Here is an 18,601-nt window from a genome sequence, read left to right as displayed (position 1 = left end):
AACTCTAATTTTTGGAGTTTTTTTATATCAATTCTTGCTGATTTTGACTCTTTTTCCGAATAATAAGGTAAGGAGGTTTCTATGTATAGCATTTCATTTCAAGATGATATTAGCATGATGCCACGGGAGCGTTTGATGAGAGAAGGGGCTGAAAAACTCAGTAACCAAGAGCTTCTATCAATTTTCCTCAGGACAGGTAACAAAAAAGAAACTGTTTTTCAAGTTTCTCAAAGAATTTTATCATCAATTTCCAGTTTGAACGATCTCAAGTATTTAACTTTGCAGGAATTGCAGACTATTTCTGGAATCGGTCCGATTAAGGCTGTGGAGCTACAGGCCATTATCGAATTAGGTCGTCGGATTAATCGAGCAGAGGTTCTGCAGAAAGAACAGATTATGGGCAGTCAAAAATTAGCCCAGAAGATGCAGCAGGAATTGGGAGATATGAGGCAGGAGTGCTTGGTTGCTATTTATCTTAATAGTCAAAATCAAATTCTGCACCAGCAGACTATTTTTATGGGGACTGTCAGCAGAAGCATTGCTGAGCCGAGAGAAATTCTCCACTACGCTCTTAAGCATCTGGCGACATCTATCATACTGGTACACAATCATCCATCAGGTTCAGTCGTTCCTAGTAGAAACGACGATGAGGTGACCCAGCATATGAAAGAAGCATGTGAGATGATGGGCTTGGTCCTTTTGGATCATTTGATTGTGTCCAAGTCCAACTACTATAGCTATCGAGAGGAGACAGATATGATATAATTTGGTTTACTTGAATATAAAAAAACTTCTATTCGTGTAGAACAGAAGTTTATCTAGGAATAGAGGTTTTTAAAGAATATTGACAACATAATCAAACAGAGCTAGGTCTCCTTCTCTGGAGCCAAACAAGAACTCTGGGTGCCATTGGACACCAAGGAATGGACTGCCGTCAGTAGAAGTTATTGCTTCAATAATTTTATCTCTAGGATCATAGGCAATGACTTCTAGGCCAGCCGCTAAATCCTTGATACTCTGATGGTGGAAGGAGTTGATTTCAGATGCTGGTCCATAGATTTCGTGCAGAATAGAACCGTTCTTGGTCACCATGCTTTGAGTCGTGTACTCAGCAGAGCTATCTTGCCAATGATCTTCAATATCTTGATGAAGAGTACCTCCTAGGGCTACATTATAAAGTTGGGTTCCGCGGCAGACGGTGAAAATTGGTTTATTTTGACGGCGAGCTTCTTTGATTAAAGCTAATTCAAAAATATCCCGTTTGAGTAGATAATCATCGCTGTCAATGGTTTTCTCTTCACCATAGAATTGAGGGCATACATTCTGACCGCCTGTGATGATTAATTTGTCGACAATGGAAACATACTGTTTAGCCATTTCTTCATCACCGATTGGCAAAATCATTGGAATTCCGCCAACTTCTTTAACTCCCTCAACGAATCCTGTCGCCGTATAGCTCATATGGATGAAGTGATCGTCTGGAATTTCTCTTTCATTTCCGGTTATTCCAATGATAGGTTTACTCATAGAGTGTTTAATACCTCTTTCAAATTAATAATCATTTTTTCTCATGAAGTAGAGCAGAGTCTGCAGTTCGCTAGTCAGGTCAACATACTGAACGACCACATCCTTAGGCAGGGATAGGTTTACAGGTGAGAAACAGAGAATGCCCTTGACACCAGCCTGAACTAAGATAGATGCGACTTCTTGAGCTTTCACGCTAGGTACAGTTAGGATGGCAGTTTGCACATTTCCTGACTGTATTTTTTCTTTAATTTGGGAAATTCCATAGATAGGAATCCCATCGCTGGTTGTGCTGCCAACTTCCGGATGGTCATCTATGTCAAAAGCCATTACAACCTTCATTTTATTTCGCTCATGAAAACGATAGTGCAGCAGAGCCCGCCCCATATTACCAACCCCCACAATCATGACATTGGTAATAGCATTGTCGTTCAAGAGGTCAGCAAAAAAGTTCATTAATTTCTTGACATCGTAACCAAATCCTCTGCGGCCGAGTTCACCGAAATAAGAAAAATCTCGTCTGACAGTAGCAGAGTCAATACCAATGGCTTCTGCAATTTGCTTGGAGTTTGCTTTTTCGATCTTCTCAGCATTAAAACGTTTAAAAATACGATAGTAGAGCGATAGCCTTTTAGCAGTTGCTCGAGGAATTGTAGTATTTTTTTCAGTTTTCACAAAATCACAACCTTTCTAATTCTATTTTATAGGAAGTTTGTGAAAAAATCAACTAATTAAGAGTGTTTGATTCACTAAAAAAGAAAAGAGTGAAAGTTTAAGTTATGTTGTAACTGCGAAGGATTAGTTCTGGTAGGGAGTTAAGTCTAACTGGTACATCTGGCGGTACAAGTCTCCAATTAGCCCTGCAAAAGGCAGCTGGTGTCCCTTATACGTAACAGAAAGCACCTTGAGCGAGTCAGGAACCGTAACGCAGCCAGAGAAGGCTAGAAGAAATTCATCGAAATCTTCATAGGTAAGTGTTCGTTTTACCTTATATGAGTCCAAATAGGTCAGTTCAACCATCGTTAATCCTTTCCTTTGGTTCGATTAGTCATTTGATATTTTCAAGAGTTCTAAGTAGAAGTCAAGCTTGTTTGGTCTTTTAAAGAGTCTAAACCAAAAAAGCAAAATTGCGAGAATCTTGCTTATTGTGGTGTCTTTTCAAAAATATTTCTTTCAACCAGGCTGTCCATCAAGAAATAAAATTTTTGCTGGATAATGTGATGGTCTTCTGATTTGAAAATATTGACCAAGCGCAGGCCGGATTTGTCAGTGATGTTGATTTTGAAACCATTTAAATCTTTATTGACGATGATTTTCAGCAGAAAACCATTTCCGCTGTTGGGAACAGATTCCAGCAGACGAGAGAGTTCATAGTTGCCAACCTTGCTTTCAGCGAATGTATTGTCGCGCAAGGTAAATTTCTTGACATTTGGGTGAAGTGAATAGGTATATTCGCAGTTTGCTAAGCTAACAGATGTTTGAAAGGCCATCTTATCCTCCTAAAATTTCTTTTAATTTCTTTGTAAATGATTGAATCTCTTGCAGAGTCGTTTGGTCCGAAATACTGATCCGAATGGACTCATACAAGCGGTTGGAATCCTTGCCATACATAGCCTGCAAGACATGACTGGGTTGTATAGCTCCGGCTGTGCAGGCTGACCCTGTTGAAATGGAAAAGCCATTTAAATCCATTTGAAGCAGAAGCAGGTCATTCTTTTGATTGGGAAATCCCAAATTGATGACATAAGGCAAGCTTGGCTGACTTTCATTTAAGTAAAAGTCAATGTCCGATAAGTCAGCAAGTAAGCTGTCTTTTAAGTCTTGCGCATGCGCTAGATTTTCCTCAAGATGTTCCATGCTCTCTGACAGAGCCGCCGCCATGCCTGTGATAGAGATTAGATTTTCAGTTCCGGCCCGGTGTTTTTCTTCCTGGTCACCACCGTGCATGAAATTGTCAAAATCCATTTTCTTGGCATAAAGGAAGCCAACACCTTTGGGACCGTGAAACTTATGTGCTGAGGCAGAGAGGAAGTCAATTCCTAGCTCGTCAGGGTAGATGGGAAGTTTACCAATTGCTTGGACAGCATCAACGTGAAAAGCAGCAGGATGTTCTTGCAGTAATTCACCAATTTCCTTAATGGGAAGGATAGCACCAGTTTCGTTATTGACTGCCATGACGGACACAAGAATAGTATCAGGCCTAAGAGCCTTCTTAATATCCTCCGCTCGAATCTGACCATCCACCGGCTGAACAAAAGTAGCTTCGAAGCCGAATTTATCTACTAGGTATTCTACCACTTCTAAGACAGCATGGTGTTCAATGGCAGTGGTAACAATATGTTTTCCTTGTTTCTGGTAGCGAAGGGCATAGCCTTTGATAGCAGTATTGTTGCTTTCAGTGCCACCTGAAGTAAAAAGAATCTTATTACTTTGAGTATGCAGAGCTTGAGCAATATCTTCACGCGCCTGTCTGAGCAGTTTACTAGCTTCTCTACCATGGCTGTGCGTACTGGAAGGATTTCCAAAGACAGTCATCGTCTTGGTCATTGCTTGGATTGCAGCGGGCGACAAAGCAGTTGTAGCGGCATTATCTAAATAAATCACTCCGGTTACCTTATTTCTTTTGATAGGCAAAGAGTGGGCTGACTGGTTTCCTCTCTTGAATGCGGACAATAGCATCACCAATCAGTTCACTAGCTGTAATGTAGTGGAGATTCTTAGGTGTTTCTTCTTTGGTATCAACAGAGTCTGTCACAAGAATTTCCCTGATAGGAGAATTATCTAGTAATTCCGCAGCTTTATCTGCAAAGAGTCCATGACTAGATACGGCATAAATTTCTACTGCGCCTTCGCGACAGACAATTTTAGCTGCTTCAGAGAAAGTCCGACCGGTATTTAAAATGTCGTCAATCAGAATAGCTTTCTTACCCTCGACATCTCCGATAATATATCCCTCAGAGCGACCCGCCTCATCTTCGCCATAATCAATGATAGCGATAGGGGCATCCAGATATTCAGCTAGATTGCGAGCGCGTTTTACACCAGAGTTTTTAGGGCTGACGACAACGACATCATCACCAGTAAGGCCCATGTTGCAGTAGTGTTTGGCAAAGAGTGGGATAGTGAAGAGGTTATCAACTGGGATATCAAAGAAACCTTGGACCTGCACGGCATGAAGATCCAGAGAAATCACACGATCTACTCCAGCTCCGACGAGCATGTTGGCAACCAGTTTAGCTGTGATTGGCTCGCGAGGAGCAGCAGTCCGATCCTGACGGGCATAACCAAAATAAGGCATCACAACATTAATCGTATTAGCACTGGCACGCTTGCAGGCATCCACCATAATCAAGAGCTCCATCAAGTGATTATTGACAGGGAAGCTAGTGGACTGAATGATGTAAATATCATAGCCGCGGACACTTTCTTCGATATTAATCTGAATCTCGCCGTCCGAGAATTGGCGGGAGGAAAGTTTCCCCAATGGAACCCCAGCCGCCTCAGCGATTTTTTCAGCTATGGAATGATTGGAGTTGAGGGAAAAAAGCTTCATATTTTTTTTATCTGACATGAGTTGGACCGTCCTCTTTTTGTCTCATTTCTATATCTAATGCTCCATGAAATTTATTTTTCAATAGGCTTTAGATTGCTACCTTTTATTTTACCAAAAAAATTAGATTATTTCAGCTATTTTGTGGTTGTTGATTTACAAGTTTTCAGAAAATCTTGCTATCTTGCTCTTACCAGGTTTGTAGTCAATCTTGTGCTGTTTTAGGAAGTTGAGGAAATTTTCTTTTCCTTTTTCGAAATCTTCAACTTCGACTTCGAGTTCGAAGTCTGTTTTGCCCAAGTAGTGACTCTCATCCAAAGCAAGCAGGCCAATTTCGTCTTCTTTTTCATAGCGGATAGTCTCTAGAGAGCCAAGAATCTTCAAGTCTTGGATGGGAATTTCTTTCTGAAGCAGCGTCTCTAAAATCTCTCCCGTAGGAAATTTATTGTTCTGTAAAATATTTTCAGTTTCTTCTGGTGTCAAGTTCTGATTGAGTTCCAAGGCTCCGACTTCTTGAGGAATCTTGAGCGTCAGCTCAGCTTCGCGATGCTTAAAAGTTCGTACTCGAAAAGCCATGTGAGCATGACGAATACTTTTCTGGTCTGACTCGATGTAGTAGTTGATCTGGCTAACGGGAGTGATGTCTGCAAACAACTGGAGCAAACGCTCGTGCTCTTCTTTTGTCAGCATGGTTTTGAATTCAATTTCTAAGTGGGTCATTTTCAAGTCCTTTTCTTTGCTTTTGTTTGAAAGCGATTTATGTTATAATAACAGTTGTGTTTATTTTATACAAAAAATAATGATATGACAAGGTATGTGTATGACAATAGAATGGGAAGATTTTCTAGACCCCTATATTCAAGCGGTTGGAGAGCTGAAAATTAAGTTGCGTGGAGTGCGAAAGCAATACCGCAAGCAGCAGCGTCATTCTCCGATTGAGTTTGTGACTGGGCGTGTTAAGCCGATTGAGAGCATTAAAGAAAAGATGGTTCTGCGAGGCATTCGCGAGGAAAATATCGAGCAGGAGATGCAGGATATCGCTGGATTACGTGTCATGGTTCAGTTTGTCGATGATGTGGATGAGGTTTTAGAAGTCCTGCGAAACCGGGCCGATATGCGTATCGTCCAGGAGAGGGATTACATCAAAAACAAAAAAGCCAGTGGCTATCGGAGCTACCATGTGATTATAGAGTATCCAGTTGATACGATTAATGGTCATAGGCTTATTCTGGCTGAAATTCAGATTCGCACCCTTTCGATGAATTTTTGGGCAACGATTGAGCATTCTTTGAATTACAAGTATAAAGGAGAATTTCCCGAGGAAATCAAATGTCGCTTGGAAACCACAGCTAATCTTGCTTATCAGCTGGATGAGGAGATGGGTGCTATCCGTGACGCTATCCAGGAGGCGCAGGCCCTCTTTGACCCTCTTCACCGCAAGTTAAATGACGGAGTGGGAAATAGTGATGATACAGATGAAGAATACAGATAAAAAAATAGCGATTATCCGCAATCGGAAAAGACAGAGTGAACAAGTTTATCAGGATTTGAAGCAGAAGCTGAAACAGAACGGCTTTATTTTAACTCCTAAGAATCCCGACATCGTGATTTCGGTGGGCGGTGACGGCATGTTGCTATCGGCTTTTCATATGTATGAAGAACAGCTGGATCGGGTTCGCTTTGTTGGCGTGCATACAGGCCATCTCGGCTTCTATACGGACTACCGTGATTTTGAACTAGATAAGTTGGTAGAAAATCTCAAATTAGACTCCGGTGCTCAGGTTTCTTATCCAATTTTAAATGTCAAAATTACTTTTGAAAATGGTGATACACGCATCATTCGTGCTTTGAACGAAGCAACAATCAAGCGCTCGGATCGAACCATGGTAGCCGATGTCATTATCAATCGGGTTCATTTCGAGCGTTTCCGAGGAGATGGGATTTCCGTTTCTACTCCGACGGGAAGTACAGCCTATAATAAATCTTTGGGTGGAGCGGTATTGCATCCGACCATTGAAGCCTTGCAAGTAACAGAAATTGCCAGTCTCAACAATCGGGTTTATCGGACGTTGGGCTCGTCGGTCATTGTTCCCAAAAAGGATAAGATTGAGTTAGTGCCGACCCGCAGTGACTATCACACTATCGCGGTTGATAATCAGACTTTCTCTTTCAAAAATATTGTCCGTATTGAGTATCAGATTGACAATCATAAGATACATTTTGTGGCATCGCCAAGTCATACCAGCTTTTGGAATCGTGTCAGAGACTCCTTTATTGGAGAGTGCAAGGAATGAGGTTTGAGTTTATTGCTGACGAACATGTCAAGGTAAAGACTTTTTTGAAGCGGCATGAGATTTCCAAAAGCCTCTTGGCTAAGATAAAATTTTCCGGCGGAAACATTCTCGTCAACCATCAACCTCAGAACGCTATTTATCTCTTGGATATTGGCGATAGGGTGACGATTGATATCCCGTCTGAAAAGGGATTTGAGAGTCTGATGGCTGTTGATAAGGACTTGTCTGTCATCTATGAAGATGAGCATTTCTTGGTTTTGGATAAGCCGGCAGGGGTGGCTAGTATTCCCAGTGTTAACCATTCCAATACTATGGCTAATTTCGTCAAGGCTTACTATATTCGTCAGGGCTATGAAAACCAGCAGGTGCATATCGTGACACGTCTGGATAAGGATACAAGTGGGCTCATGCTCTTTGCCAAGCATAGCTATGCTCATGCCAGATTGGACAAGCAGCTGCAGAAGAAGCTGATAGAAAAGCGCTATTACGCTCTGGTTAGGGGTAGTGGACTCTTAGAAGAACAAGGCGAGATTATTGCTCCGATTGGGCGCAACCCTGAGAGTATCATTACAAGGCTCGTGACAAAGGATGGCAAGTATGCTCATACCAGTTACAAGGTCATAGAGCAGTTCGGAGATGTCTATCTGGTGGATATCCATCTTCATACTGGGCGGACTCATCAAATCCGCGTTCATTTTTCACATATTGGCTTTCCGCTTTTGGGTGACGACCTTTATGGTGGGAGTTTGGAACACGGAATAGAGCGCCAGGCTTTACATTGTCATTCTTTGAAATTCTATAATCCTTTTAGCGGACAGGAAGTTGATCGTGCCAGTCCTTTGCCAGAAGATTTTAAACAAGTTATCGAGAAATTAAAAGCTAAATAGATAAAGGAGTGTTAAGAACCATGAAAATTTTTGACTCAATTCGTGAAGCCTTGAAGGATAAGGAAGTAAAGATTGTCTTGCCAGAGGGGGAAGAACCACGTATTCTGCAGGCGACTAAGCTATTGGTGAAAGAAACCAGTATTACACCAGTTCTTTTGGGTAATCCTGATAAAATCCGTATTTATCTAGAAATTGAAGGAATAAAAGAAGGGTATCAGGTTATTGATCCTTCAAACTGTTCCTGCTTTGAGGAAATGGTAGAAGCTTTCGTTGAGCGTCGCAAAGGGAAAATCACAGCAGACGAAGCACGCCAGTTGCTCAAAGAAGACGTCAACTACTTTGGTGTTATGTTGGTTTACCTTGGTAAGGTTCAAGGGATGGTTTCAGGTGCGATTCACTCCACTGCAGCTACGGTTCGGCCGGCTCTTCAAATCATCAAGACCTTGCCTTGGGTTTCTCGCACTTCAGGAGCCTTCCTCATGGTGCGTGATGATGAACGCTATATTTTCAGTGACTGTGCCATCAATATAGATCCAGATGCCAATGTTTTGGCGGAGATTGCTGTTAACTCAGCTTTGACAGCACAAATTTTCGGTATCGATCCCAAAGTTGCCATGCTCAGCTATTCGACCAAGGGCTCTGGTTTCGGAGAGAAGGTTGATAAGGTAGTAGAGGCAACTAAGCTAGCTCGGGAAATGCGTCCAGACTTGGTTATCGATGGTGAATTGCAGTTTGATGCAGCTTTTGTTCCTGCAACAGCGGAGCTGAAAGCGCCTGGCAGCCCGGTGGCTGGTCAAGCAACTGTCTTTGTCTTCCCAAGTATTGAAGCTGGTAATATCAGCTACAAGATGGCAGAGCGTTTGGGTGGCTTTTCAGCAGTAGGACCTATCCTGCAGGGACTTAACCACCCAGTTAATGACCTTTCTCGAGGATGTAATGCGGATGACGTATACAAGTTGACTTTGATTACAGCCAGTCAAGCAGTAGGTCATTATTAAACGATAGGAAATGATTGGAGGGCGTAAGCTCTCCTATTTTTCTTGCCTTATGCTATACTAGATTTATGTTAGATTTGAAAGAATACGGAATTGAGATGTGGGAGGCAGATAAAATTGCCTCTTTTCGTGAGAAATTATTGACTTGGTATGATAAAAATAAACGTGACCTACCTTGGCGCAGAACTAATAACCCGTATCATATCTGGGTTTCTGAGATTATGCTGCAACAGACTCGGGTGGATACGGTGATTCCTTACTATGAACGTTTTCTTGACTGGTTTCCGACAGTAGCTGACTTAGCGCAGGCGCCAGAAGATAGACTGCTTAAGGCATGGGAAGGGCTGGGCTATTATTCGCGGGTGCGAAATATGCAAAAAGCAGCCCAGCAGATAATGACGGATTTTGCTGGAAAATTTCCTGATAGCTATGAGGGAATTGCTAGCCTTAAAGGAATTGGGCCTTATACGGCTGGTGCCATTGCTAGTATTGCCTTTGGCCTAGCTGAGCCTGCGGTGGATGGCAATGTCATGCGGGTCCTGAGTCGCTTGTTTGAAGTTGATTTAGATATTGGCCAACCTAGCAATCGTAAGGTTTTTCAAGCGATGATGCAGATTCTGATTGATCCTGATAGACCTGGAGATTTCAATCAGGCGCTGATGGATCTGGGGTCAGATATCGAAGCCCCTGTTAATCCTCATCCAGAAGACAGTCCTGTAAAAGAGTTCAGCGCAGCTTATTTGCACGGAACTATGTATAAATATCCAATCAAAGCACCTAAAAAGAAGCCAGTTCCAGTCTATCTGCAAGGTTTGATTATCGAAAACGAACAGGGACAGTTCTTACTTGAAAAGAATGAGGCTGCTGGCTTGTTATCAGGTTTTTGGCATTTTCCATTGATTGAAATCGAGGAATTTCAAACTGAAAATCAGATGTCCCTCTTTGAGGTGGCAGAAAATCAGCCAAGTCTGTATTTGTCTCCTCAAGAAAGCTTTGAGCAAGATTATGATTTGATTGTTGATTGGCAGCAGCAGTCCTTTTCAAATGTACAGCATGTTTTCAGTCATCGTAAGTGGCATATCCAGCTGACTTATGGCCGAGTTAAAGATAGTCAGCACGCAGCTGAGGGAGAGTTCTTGTGGCTTGATCCAGAAGACTTTGACAAATACCCCTTTGCCAAACCCCAGCAGAAGATGTGGGAGGCTTTTAGGAACGTAAAAGATGGAAACTAAAGTTAAATAGTCTGTTGAACTTGATTAAATTTACGAAGAATAGGAAATCATTAAAATATGTCCCATACCCCTAGTCCTCCAGATAAAACTTTTATTGGACGTCGTAGCAGACTTGCTGGTGTCATTTATTTTATATTAGGAGCTTTGAATTTCTTACATTGCCTTCTTTATTTTCAGTGGATATTTTCCCCAACTGCGAGAACTGACTTCATCATTATTCTAATTTTTATAGGTTTAAATATTTATTTTTTGACTCGCGAGTTCATCTATAAATGCTTCCATTGGTGTGGCTATCATGCCTTACCTGAGTTAGCTAAGTTCGGGAGCGGACGCTATTCCTTTCACTTGCCTGTCTTCGAAAGACATACCGAAAACTATAAAGTCTATTACAGTAAAAGATCAAAGAAACATCAATTTCTTTTCTTTGTGAGCTATATTTTATATGTGAATTTAATTTTAGTAGTTCTTTTGCTCTTCTCATGTGCATACTGGGATATGTTCATTGAGAGTTCCTCGAAATTTCAAGATTGGCATGCTTTTCTATTTATCTTTTTAATAATCATCCTGTATATCTGTATTGAAGCTTTATTTAAAAAATATAAACATTGGTTTAAAAATTATTTTAAACTAGATGATAGAATAGTAGAACACGGCTTTCCGATATATACTTTGAAAGAAAAATAAAAGACAAACAATATAGTTTGTCTTTTTCGCTTTTAAAATAACTTATAGTCCTTCTCGCTCTGTAAGGAGAGAGGCTAATAAACTAGCCTTTAGATGGATATTCGTGCTTAAATCCCGGCAAAAGCTTTAATCTCATCTGCAGTCATAGAAGAATCACAACGAACAGATACTTGGCCGTCTTGCACATGAACAAAACCAGGAACCGTCGGAATGCTGTATTCAGAGCGGAAGGCTTGCAGTTTCTCTAATTCGCTGGCTTCTTCACTGTTAATGAAGTAGATGTGTGCTTTAGTTTCAGCTACGACACCAGCTAATGTTCCAGCAAACTTACGGCAGTAAGGGCAAGTTTTACGACCAACGAAGAAAGTTGCTGTCTCTTTGTCAGCAATCGCTTGACGGGCACGGTCAACAGTTGTGACTTCAAAGTCTTTAATATTTTGAGCAAATTGTTCCATAAATAATCCTCATTTCTTTTGATAAAACTAGTATGCCATAAAAAACAGAAAAATGCTTGATTTGGAAACGAAAAACCAGAGAATGTGAAATTCATCCTCTGGTTGATTGGTTGATAGTGTTGTTTTACTTGATAAAGGCATTAATCTCTGCTTCAATAGCAGTAATTTTTGCTTGAGCGTCTTCATTACTGTCACCGACAACGGCAATGTAGAACTTGATTTTTGGTTCGGTTCCGGATGGCCGAACAGCAATCCATGAACCGTCAGCCAAGGTGTATTTCAGCACATCGCTTGGAGGAGTTGTCAGAGCTGTAACTGTACCATCTATAGCGGTAGAAGTCTGAGCCTTAAAGTCTTCTGTGACAGAAATAGCAGTAGCGTTGAAATCTTTCGGACCATTGTCACGGAACTTAGCCATGATAGACTTGATTTGCTCAGCTCCATCAACACCAGACAGGGTTACAGAAATAGTCTTTTCAGCAAAGTAACCATACTCTTTGTAGATTTCTTCAATACCGTCAGCCAGAGTCAAGCCTCGTGAGCGATAGTAAGCAGCAAGCTCAGCCACAACCAAAACAGCTTGGATAGCATCTTTATCACGTACAAACGGTTTAATCAGATAGCCGAAGCTTTCTTCAAATCCCATCATGTAGGTGTGGTTGTGTTTTTCTTCGAATTCTTGAATCTTTTCAGCGATAAATTTGAAACCAGTCAAGACATTGAACATGGTTGCGCCATAACTTTCAGCAATCTTAGTCACCAAGTCAGTGGAAACGATAGACTTGCAGAGAGCTGCGTTAGCTGGCAGAGTTCCAGCACTCTTATGAGCTTCTAAGATGTACTTAGCCATGATAGCCCCGATTTGGTTACCTGAAAGGTTGAGGTAGCTGCCGTCTTTTTGAAGAACTTCAACACCGACACGGTCAGCATCTGGGTCAGTTGCAACCAAGACATCTGCACCAACCTTGCGGCCTAATTCTTCAGCTAAGGCAAAGGCTGCTTGGCTTTCAGGGTTTGGAGACTTAACAGTAGAGAAGTCTGGATCAGCTACAGCCTGAGCTTCGACAACTTCAACAGAATCAAATCCTGCTTGAGCCAAAGCGCGACGAGCCAACATTTCACCAGTACCGTGCAGAGGAGTATAGACAATCTTCATGTCCTTGCCGTATTCATCAATCAGTTTTTGGTTGATATTTACATCTTTAACTTCCTTGAGGTATTCAGCATCAATAGCATCGCCAATCACTTCAATCAAGCCAGAAACTTTTTCAGCTTCAACATCAGCGACCTCAATAGCAAAAGGATTTTCAATCGCACGGATGTAGTCTGTCAATGCATCTGCATCATGCGGAGGCATTTGTCCACCGTCTTCACCATATACCTTGTAGCCGTTGAATGGAGCAGGGTTGTGGCTGGCTGTAATCATGATACCAGCGAAAGTTCCCAGATGGCGCACTGCGAATGAAAGTTCTGGAGTTGGGCGCAGACTTTCAAAAACATAGGACTTGATGCCGTGTTTAGCTAAAACAGCAGCAGATTCAAAGGCAAATTCTGGTGAGAAATGACGGGAGTCGTAAGCAATCGCTACACCGCGTTTTTTGAACTCATCACCTTTTTCTTCAATCAAGCGAGCCAAACCTTCGGTTGCCTGACGGACAACATAAATATTAATACGGTTGGTACCAGCGCCAATCAAACCACGCATACCAGCAGTACCAAACTCAAGATTGGTGTAAAAAGCATCTTCCTTAGTTTTTTCGTCCATACTGTTCAAGTCTTGGCGAAGATAGTCAGGAAGTTCAGCATAATCAAGCCATTTTTTGAAGTTATCTTGATAAGTCATAGGTGGAGTCTCCTTTATTTTTGAAATGAAGAGATGGAAATTTTAGTAAAAAATCCTGCTCTTAAATTTTCTTAATCGCTTACATTGTAGCATATTTTCATTAATTTTGAAAGAGGTTACCTAGAAAACGATGAAATACTTTTCAAGGTATTGTTTCAAGGATTTCAGAATGGTATAGCGGAATTGTGGGATTAAAAAAAGACCAAAGCAAGGCTTGGTCCAGAAAACTAAATCATCATCATTTTTTGGCTTTTTCAAGCGCAGGAATGATAGTTGCTGTCAAAATCGCAGAAATGATTAACTCGGCAATGGAATTCGCTGATAGAATCACAGCCAGAAGTGCTTTGATATCACCTTGGTATACATTTGCAAAGAGAAAGAAGATACCGCCCAAGACAAAAATGGTATTGGTGGCAGAACCGACAGAACCTGCTACAATCAAGCCGACCTTATTTTTCATTGCTTTATATACGAAATAAGGAGTGATACCGATGAGAATGCGAGGCACCATGGCAACAAGAAGCGAAGAAAAGCTTCCATTTGGTACAAAAGGGCTAAAGAGATAACTGGTTGGCAGCAGCACCAAGGTATTAGTGATAACACTGATACATCCCATGAGGCCACCTAGAACAGCTCCGACTTTAGGGCCATAGAGGATACTGGCGATAATCACTGGGATGTGAATAATCGTAGGTTTAATCGGTACTGGAAGTAAGTTGAAAATAACCGAGCTGAGCAGGTGCAGTACCAACATAATGGCAAAGAAAATAGCAATTTGAGCAATTTTAGACTGTTTTTTCATAAATAAGTTCCTTTACTGTATCAATAATTGTATCAACTTCGGCTAGAGCACCTGTCCCCTGATCACCACAGGCTAGAACAGCTTCGCGTGGTTGGATAATTTTCCATCCAAAACGCTGCAGACGCTCCAAATTGTGCTGAGTTAGTGGATTTTCAAACATCTTAGTGTTCATAGCTGGAGCTAAAACTTTCTTCGTATGAGGCTGCAGAGCCAGTGCAGTAGCTGTCACCATATTGTCAGCTAAACCGTTGGCTAGTTTAGCGATGGTATTGGCTGTAGCGGGAGCTAGCAAAAAGAGGTCAGACTTTTTAGCAATGTCAATGTGATTGACCTTGCTAGGGTCAGGTTCTTGCATAATATCAATTGCAACTGGTCTTTGTGACAAGACTTGCAGGGTCAGCGGTGTGATAAATTCTGTCGCTGCCTCTGTCATGAGGACAGCAACTTCAAAATTCTCTTTCTTTAAACGGCTGGTGATGTCAGCAGCCTTGTAAGCTGATATGCTGCCGCTGACGGCTAAGGTAATCTTTGTCATCATTTACCTCCTTATGGACTATGGATATGCAGGTAGAGGAGTTGAGCAATTTCTTCTTTTGACTGAGCTTGACTAACTGTATCTTTTCCAACCAGATAGGCTACATGCCCCTGGTTAGAAATCTCGGTCAAATCATTGGCGACAATGATTTCTGCCTGATTTTTTATGAGACTGGCTCGTGCGGTCTTGAGTAATTCTTCGTTAGAAACATCGACCAAGAGTTTGAAGCCAATCAGACGAATCGCTGGATTCCATTTCTTTACTAGGCTGATGATTTTCGGTGTCTTTTTGAGAAAAAGAACTTGAACATCATCCTGAGAAGAAATCTTACTTTCTGAGTTAGTTTTATTCAGAAATTCAGTCATATCAGAGCTAGCTGCTACAGCTTCCAAACCAGTCATGTAGACGGGAGTATAGTCAGAAACAGCCATTGCATGAATCAGTACATCATGTGTGTGAACGAGCGGCTTCAAGCTTTCAAGCAGTTCTGCAACGTTTTCAATCTGGACAATGGTAAGATTGGGATGAGCTGCCGGGCGGACAGCCTTGGGAGTCGTCACCAGAGTCACCTGATCGCCCTTGTCTAGGAATGTTTCAGCTATGATTTTCCCTAGCCTGCCCGTCGAATGATTGGTAATAGAGCGGACACGGTCGATTTTCTCGCTGGTCCCGCCAGAAGTAATCAATATGTTCATAGCACTATTTTACAAGAAAAAAGAAATTTAGTAAAATAATTCTAATTGTAGAGTGTCACAGCGGAGAAGTGACTCTAAAATCTTATAGTTTAGAGAACAAAAATTTCCAAGTTTTTTTGTTTTTCCCGAACATTAAAATCTATTTAGAGTTTAATCGTGTAGATTTTGCTCTTTTTTGTTATAATCTTTATATTAAATGTTAGAGGAGTTCTTGATGAAAACGGATATTGAAATTGCTCAAAATGTTGAATTGCAGCCAATTGTTGATGTGGTGAAAAAAGTTGGCATCGACTATGATGACTTGGAACTATATGGTAAGTATAAGGCCAAGCTTAGCTTTGATAAGATTCGTGAGGTTGAAAAAAATCCTGTTGGCAAACTGATTTTGGTAACGGCGATCAATCCGACACCTGCTGGAGAAGGCAAGTCAACTATTACCATTGGACTAGCTGATGCGCTCAACAAAATTGGTAAGAAAACTATGATTGCCATCCGCGAACCATCTCTGGGGCCGGTAATGGGGATTAAAGGAGGAGCTGCTGGTGGCGGTCACGCGCAGGTTCTACCGATGGAAGATATCAACTTACATTTTACTGGTGATATGCACGCCATTACGACTGCTAATAATGCTCTGTCAGCTCTTATTGATAATCATTTACATCAAGGAAATGCCCTGGGAATCGATCAGCGCCGCATTATCTGGAAGCGGGTTGTTGACCTGAATGACCGAGCTCTGCGCCATGTGACTGTTGGCTTAGGAAGTCCAGTTAACGGTATTCCACGCGAAGATGGTTTTGATATTACGGTTGCTTCTGAAATTATGGCGATTCTTTGCCTAGCCACTGATATTGAAGATTTGAAAAATCGCTTGGCAAACATTGTTATCGGTTATCGTTATGACCGCACACCAGTCTATGTTCGTGACCTTGAGGTAGAAGGAGCCTTGGCTTTGGTCTTAAAAGATGCGATTAAGCCAAATCTGGTTCAGACTATTTACGGTACACCAGCCTTTGTTCATGGCGGGCCTTTTGCCAATATCGCCCATGGCTGTAACTCTGTTTTAGCCACTAGTACAGCGCTTCGCTTGGCTGATTATACAGTGACAGAAGCAGGATTTGGTGCGGATCTTGGTGCTGAGAAATTCTTGGATATTAAGACTCCAAACTTGCCAACCTCTCCGGATGCAGTCGTAATTGTTGCAACCTTACGTGCCCTCAAGATGAATGGTGGTATTGCTAAGGATGCTCTGACAGAAGAAAATGTTGAGGCAGTACGAGCTGGCTTTGCCAATCTCAAACGTCACGTTGAAAATATCCGCAAGTTCGGTATTCCAGTGGTAGTAGCCCTCAATGAATTTGTATCAGACACGGAAGCTGAAATCGCTGCTCTTAAGGAACTTTGTGCAGAAATTAAGGTGTCCGTTGAGTTAGCTAGCGTCTGGGCTGATGGCGCTCAAGGTGGTGTAGCTCTAGCTGAAACTGTTGTCAAAACTATTGACGAAAAACCAGCGCATTACACTCGCCTCTATGACAATGATCTCTCTATTGAAGAAAAAATCGAAAAAATTGTCACAGAAATCTATCGTGGTTCGAAGGTGAACTTTGAGAAAAAAGCGCAGACTCAGATTCGCGAAATTGTCAAAAACGGCTGGGACAAGCTACCAATCTGTATGGCCAAAACACAGTATAGCTTCTCTGACAATCCTGCTGCTCTGGGGGCGCCAGAAAACTTTGAAATTACCATTCGTGAACTGGTACCAAAACTGGGAGCAGGCTTTATCGTGGCTTTGACAGGAGATGTCATGACCATGCCAGGATTACCAAAACGTCCTGCAGCACTCAATATGGATGTTGCAGCAGACGGCACAGCGATTGGTCTATTTTGATCTTGGTTTAAAAGGCTCTTTACGAGTCTTTTTTGGTATAATAGTGAAAATAATGAGAATAGAATATGGAGTCAACATGAACATTAGATTAGCAACTCCATCAGACGCTGCAACCTTGCTTGCTATTTATGCGCCTTATGTGGAAAATACAGCCATCACTTTTGAATATGAAGTACCGACCATTGAGGATTTTGCAACTAGGATTGAGAAAACATTGGGAAAATATCCTTATCTGGTAGCGGAAGAAGACGGTGCTATCTTAGGTTATGCTTATGCTTCGACTTATTATGCGCGTGCCGCCTATGATTGGGCGGTGGAATTGTCCGTCTATGTCAGTCAAGATGCTAGAGGAAAAGGAGTCGGCAGTAAGCTTTATGATGAACTTGAAGATCTGTTAGATCAGATGGGATATATGCATTTTCTAGCCTGTATTTCTCTGCCAAATGAAGCTAGCCTGGCTTTGCATCGAAAAAGAGGATACCAACAAGTAGCGCATTTCCCTAAAATCGGCTATAAATTCGAGTGTTGGCATGACATTGTTTGGCTGCAAAAGTCCTTAGACAAGCAGGCTGGACCCATCAAACTTTTAAAAGAAATGGAGTGGAAATGATGAAAAAGAAACATTTATTAATAACTCTTCTAAGTATTGCCCTTTTGACTTTGAGCGGCTGTCAGGCAGTTGAAAATTGGTTCAAAAATGCCAAAGAGGAATGGTTGGGGTTGGAGATGACGGTTCGCACCTATGATGAGAATTCCCAACTCATAGACCAGATGTCGGGCAAGTCACTATCCATCTCACGTAATGAGGAATTCGACTCAGTTGATGAGGAAGGAAATTCTAAAGAAGATTCTTCTGTGCTCAAAATCACCTTGGGTAAGTATGAGATTGACCATGTGGGCTCTTCCTTGATTGCAGAAGAAAAAGGCTTGAAAGATGTGTTTACCCAGTATCAAAAGACTGCAGATGTTGAGGAGAACAGTCATTCTGTCCCTGTTTTAAATCGTATGATTTCAGCCTTTAAAAACGACTTTACCGGAAAGAAAAAAGTCATTTTGATTCGCTCTCAAAACGGTACTCCGCTAGCTGCTTATGCTGGCGATCGTGTCTCTCTTGATAAATCTGATGCTCCCAAAACCTCTGAATTGCTGATTGACGGCAAGCGCCTCGTGATTTATCGCTGTGACTACACTATTTATGACCGTGAATTGCTGGAGTAAGC

21 protein-coding genes are annotated in these 18,601 nt (G+C 41.7%); 9 read left to right on the top strand and 12 right to left on the bottom strand.

The genetic code is table 11. The features are described from left to right. The first annotated feature begins 81 nt into the window (after nt 1-81). Complete coding sequence (radC, locus tag K1J09_RS00560) at nt 82-765, top strand: RadC family protein (protein WP_002900302.1); 684 nt, start codon at nt 82-84, stop codon at nt 763-765. A gap of 69 nt (nt 766-834) precedes the next feature. Here the strand turns inward: radC and K1J09_RS00555 are convergent, their stop codons facing one another. From K1J09_RS00555 to K1J09_RS00525, 7 genes are all read right to left on the bottom strand, one after another. Beyond that, nucleotides 835-1,527, bottom strand: a complete 693-nt coding sequence (locus K1J09_RS00555; RefSeq protein ID WP_002900303.1) for a gamma-glutamyl-gamma-aminobutyrate hydrolase family protein — start codon at nt 1,525-1,527, stop codon at nt 835-837. A gap of 24 nt (nt 1,528-1,551) precedes the next feature. Further along, nucleotides 1,552-2,199, bottom strand: coding sequence for a redox-sensing transcriptional repressor Rex (locus K1J09_RS00550; RefSeq protein WP_002895441.1), 648 nt, complete (start codon nt 2,197-2,199; stop codon nt 1,552-1,554). Nucleotides 2,200-2,322: 123 nt separating this feature from the next. Continuing rightward, complete coding sequence (locus K1J09_RS00545) at nt 2,323-2,544, bottom strand: DUF4649 family protein (protein WP_223322679.1); 222 nt, start codon at nt 2,542-2,544, stop codon at nt 2,323-2,325. Nucleotides 2,545-2,666: 122 nt separating this feature from the next. After that, on the bottom strand, nt 2,667-3,014 hold the full coding sequence (locus tag K1J09_RS00540; protein ID WP_002902952.1) for a DUF1831 domain-containing protein: 348 nt from the start codon (nt 3,012-3,014) through the stop codon (nt 2,667-2,669). A gap of 1 nt (nt 3,015) precedes the next feature. Continuing rightward, nucleotides 3,016-4,128 (bottom strand): cysteine desulfurase family protein, encoded by a 1,113-nt coding sequence (locus tag K1J09_RS00535; protein WP_317627825.1) that lies wholly within the window; start codon nt 4,126-4,128, stop codon nt 3,016-3,018. A 10-nt stretch (nt 4,129-4,138) separates the two neighbouring features. After that, entirely contained in the window at nt 4,139-5,095 is a 957-nt protein-coding gene (locus tag K1J09_RS00530) for a ribose-phosphate diphosphokinase (protein WP_002921136.1), read from the bottom strand. Between the two features lie 135 nt (nt 5,096-5,230). Continuing rightward, nucleotides 5,231-5,794, bottom strand: coding sequence for a CYTH domain-containing protein (locus tag K1J09_RS00525; protein WP_317627826.1), 564 nt, complete (start codon nt 5,792-5,794; stop codon nt 5,231-5,233). 100 nt (nt 5,795-5,894) lie between these two features. On the opposite strand from K1J09_RS00525, the gene K1J09_RS00520 reads away from it, so the two are divergent. The 5 genes from K1J09_RS00520 (at nt 5,895) to mutY (ending at nt 10,482) form a co-directional block, all read left to right on the top strand. Continuing rightward, nucleotides 5,895-6,566, top strand: coding sequence for a GTP pyrophosphokinase (locus tag K1J09_RS00520; RefSeq protein WP_223322681.1), 672 nt, complete (start codon nt 5,895-5,897; stop codon nt 6,564-6,566). Beyond that, nucleotides 6,541-7,368, top strand: a complete 828-nt coding sequence (locus tag K1J09_RS00515; protein WP_002930523.1) for an NAD kinase — start codon at nt 6,541-6,543, stop codon at nt 7,366-7,368. The genes K1J09_RS00520 and K1J09_RS00515 overlap by 26 nt, the downstream gene beginning before the upstream one ends. After that, nucleotides 7,365-8,255: an RluA family pseudouridine synthase gene (locus K1J09_RS00510; RefSeq protein WP_223322682.1), complete on the top strand. Its 891-nt coding sequence runs from the start codon at nt 7,365-7,367 to the stop codon at nt 8,253-8,255. Before K1J09_RS00515 ends, K1J09_RS00510 begins: the two co-directional genes overlap by 4 nt. Before the next feature lie 20 nt (nt 8,256-8,275). Continuing rightward, nucleotides 8,276-9,253 (top strand): phosphate acetyltransferase, encoded by a 978-nt coding sequence (gene pta / locus K1J09_RS00505; RefSeq protein ID WP_223322683.1) that lies wholly within the window; start codon nt 8,276-8,278, stop codon nt 9,251-9,253. Nucleotides 9,254-9,318: 65 nt separating this feature from the next. After that, complete coding sequence (mutY, locus tag K1J09_RS00500) at nt 9,319-10,482, top strand: A/G-specific adenine glycosylase (RefSeq protein WP_223322684.1); 1,164 nt, start codon at nt 9,319-9,321, stop codon at nt 10,480-10,482. A 791-nt stretch (nt 10,483-11,273) separates the two neighbouring features. On the opposite strand, the gene K1J09_RS00495 is transcribed toward mutY, so the two are convergent. The 5 genes from K1J09_RS00495 to K1J09_RS00475 form a co-directional block, all read right to left on the bottom strand. Continuing rightward, nucleotides 11,274-11,621 carry a thioredoxin domain-containing protein gene (locus tag K1J09_RS00495; RefSeq protein WP_223322685.1) on the bottom strand — a complete coding sequence of 116 codons (348 nt, stop codon included), beginning with the start codon at nt 11,619-11,621 and terminating at the stop codon, nt 11,274-11,276. A 124-nt stretch (nt 11,622-11,745) separates the two neighbouring features. Next, entirely contained in the window at nt 11,746-13,464 is a 1,719-nt protein-coding gene (locus K1J09_RS00490) for a phospho-sugar mutase (RefSeq protein WP_223322686.1), read from the bottom strand. A 238-nt stretch (nt 13,465-13,702) separates the two neighbouring features. Then, a complete protein-coding gene (locus K1J09_RS00485; protein ID WP_223322687.1) occupies nt 13,703-14,266 on the bottom strand; it encodes an ECF transporter S component in 564 nt (187 codons plus the stop codon). Continuing rightward, nucleotides 14,250-14,801: a phosphopantothenoylcysteine decarboxylase gene (gene coaC, locus K1J09_RS00480; protein ID WP_223322688.1), complete on the bottom strand. Its 552-nt coding sequence runs from the start codon at nt 14,799-14,801 to the stop codon at nt 14,250-14,252. Before coaC ends, K1J09_RS00485 begins: the two co-directional genes overlap by 17 nt. Before the next feature lie 11 nt (nt 14,802-14,812). Continuing rightward, entirely contained in the window at nt 14,813-15,496 is a 684-nt protein-coding gene (locus K1J09_RS00475; RefSeq protein WP_223322689.1) for a phosphopantothenate--cysteine ligase, read from the bottom strand. Between the two features lie 214 nt (nt 15,497-15,710). Between K1J09_RS00475 and K1J09_RS00470 the strand changes: the two genes are divergently transcribed. From K1J09_RS00470 to K1J09_RS00460, 3 genes are all read left to right on the top strand, one after another. Beyond that, nucleotides 15,711-17,381: a formate--tetrahydrofolate ligase gene (locus tag K1J09_RS00470; RefSeq protein WP_223322690.1), complete on the top strand. Its 1,671-nt coding sequence runs from the start codon at nt 15,711-15,713 to the stop codon at nt 17,379-17,381. A gap of 76 nt (nt 17,382-17,457) precedes the next feature. Next, entirely contained in the window at nt 17,458-17,991 is a 534-nt protein-coding gene (locus tag K1J09_RS00465; RefSeq protein ID WP_223322691.1) for a GNAT family N-acetyltransferase, read from the top strand. Next, nucleotides 17,988-18,599, top strand: a complete 612-nt coding sequence (locus tag K1J09_RS00460) for a DUF5052 family protein (RefSeq protein WP_002895467.1) — start codon at nt 17,988-17,990, stop codon at nt 18,597-18,599. The genes K1J09_RS00465 and K1J09_RS00460 overlap by 4 nt, the downstream gene beginning before the upstream one ends. Nucleotides 18,600-18,601: the final 2 nt, after the last annotated feature.

Source organism: Streptococcus sanguinis (assembly GCF_019928825.1).
In the GTDB taxonomy this organism is placed as follows: Bacteria; Bacillota; Bacilli; order Lactobacillales; family Streptococcaceae; genus Streptococcus; species Streptococcus sanguinis_L.
This window is presented reverse-complemented; position numbering and strand designations above follow the sequence as displayed.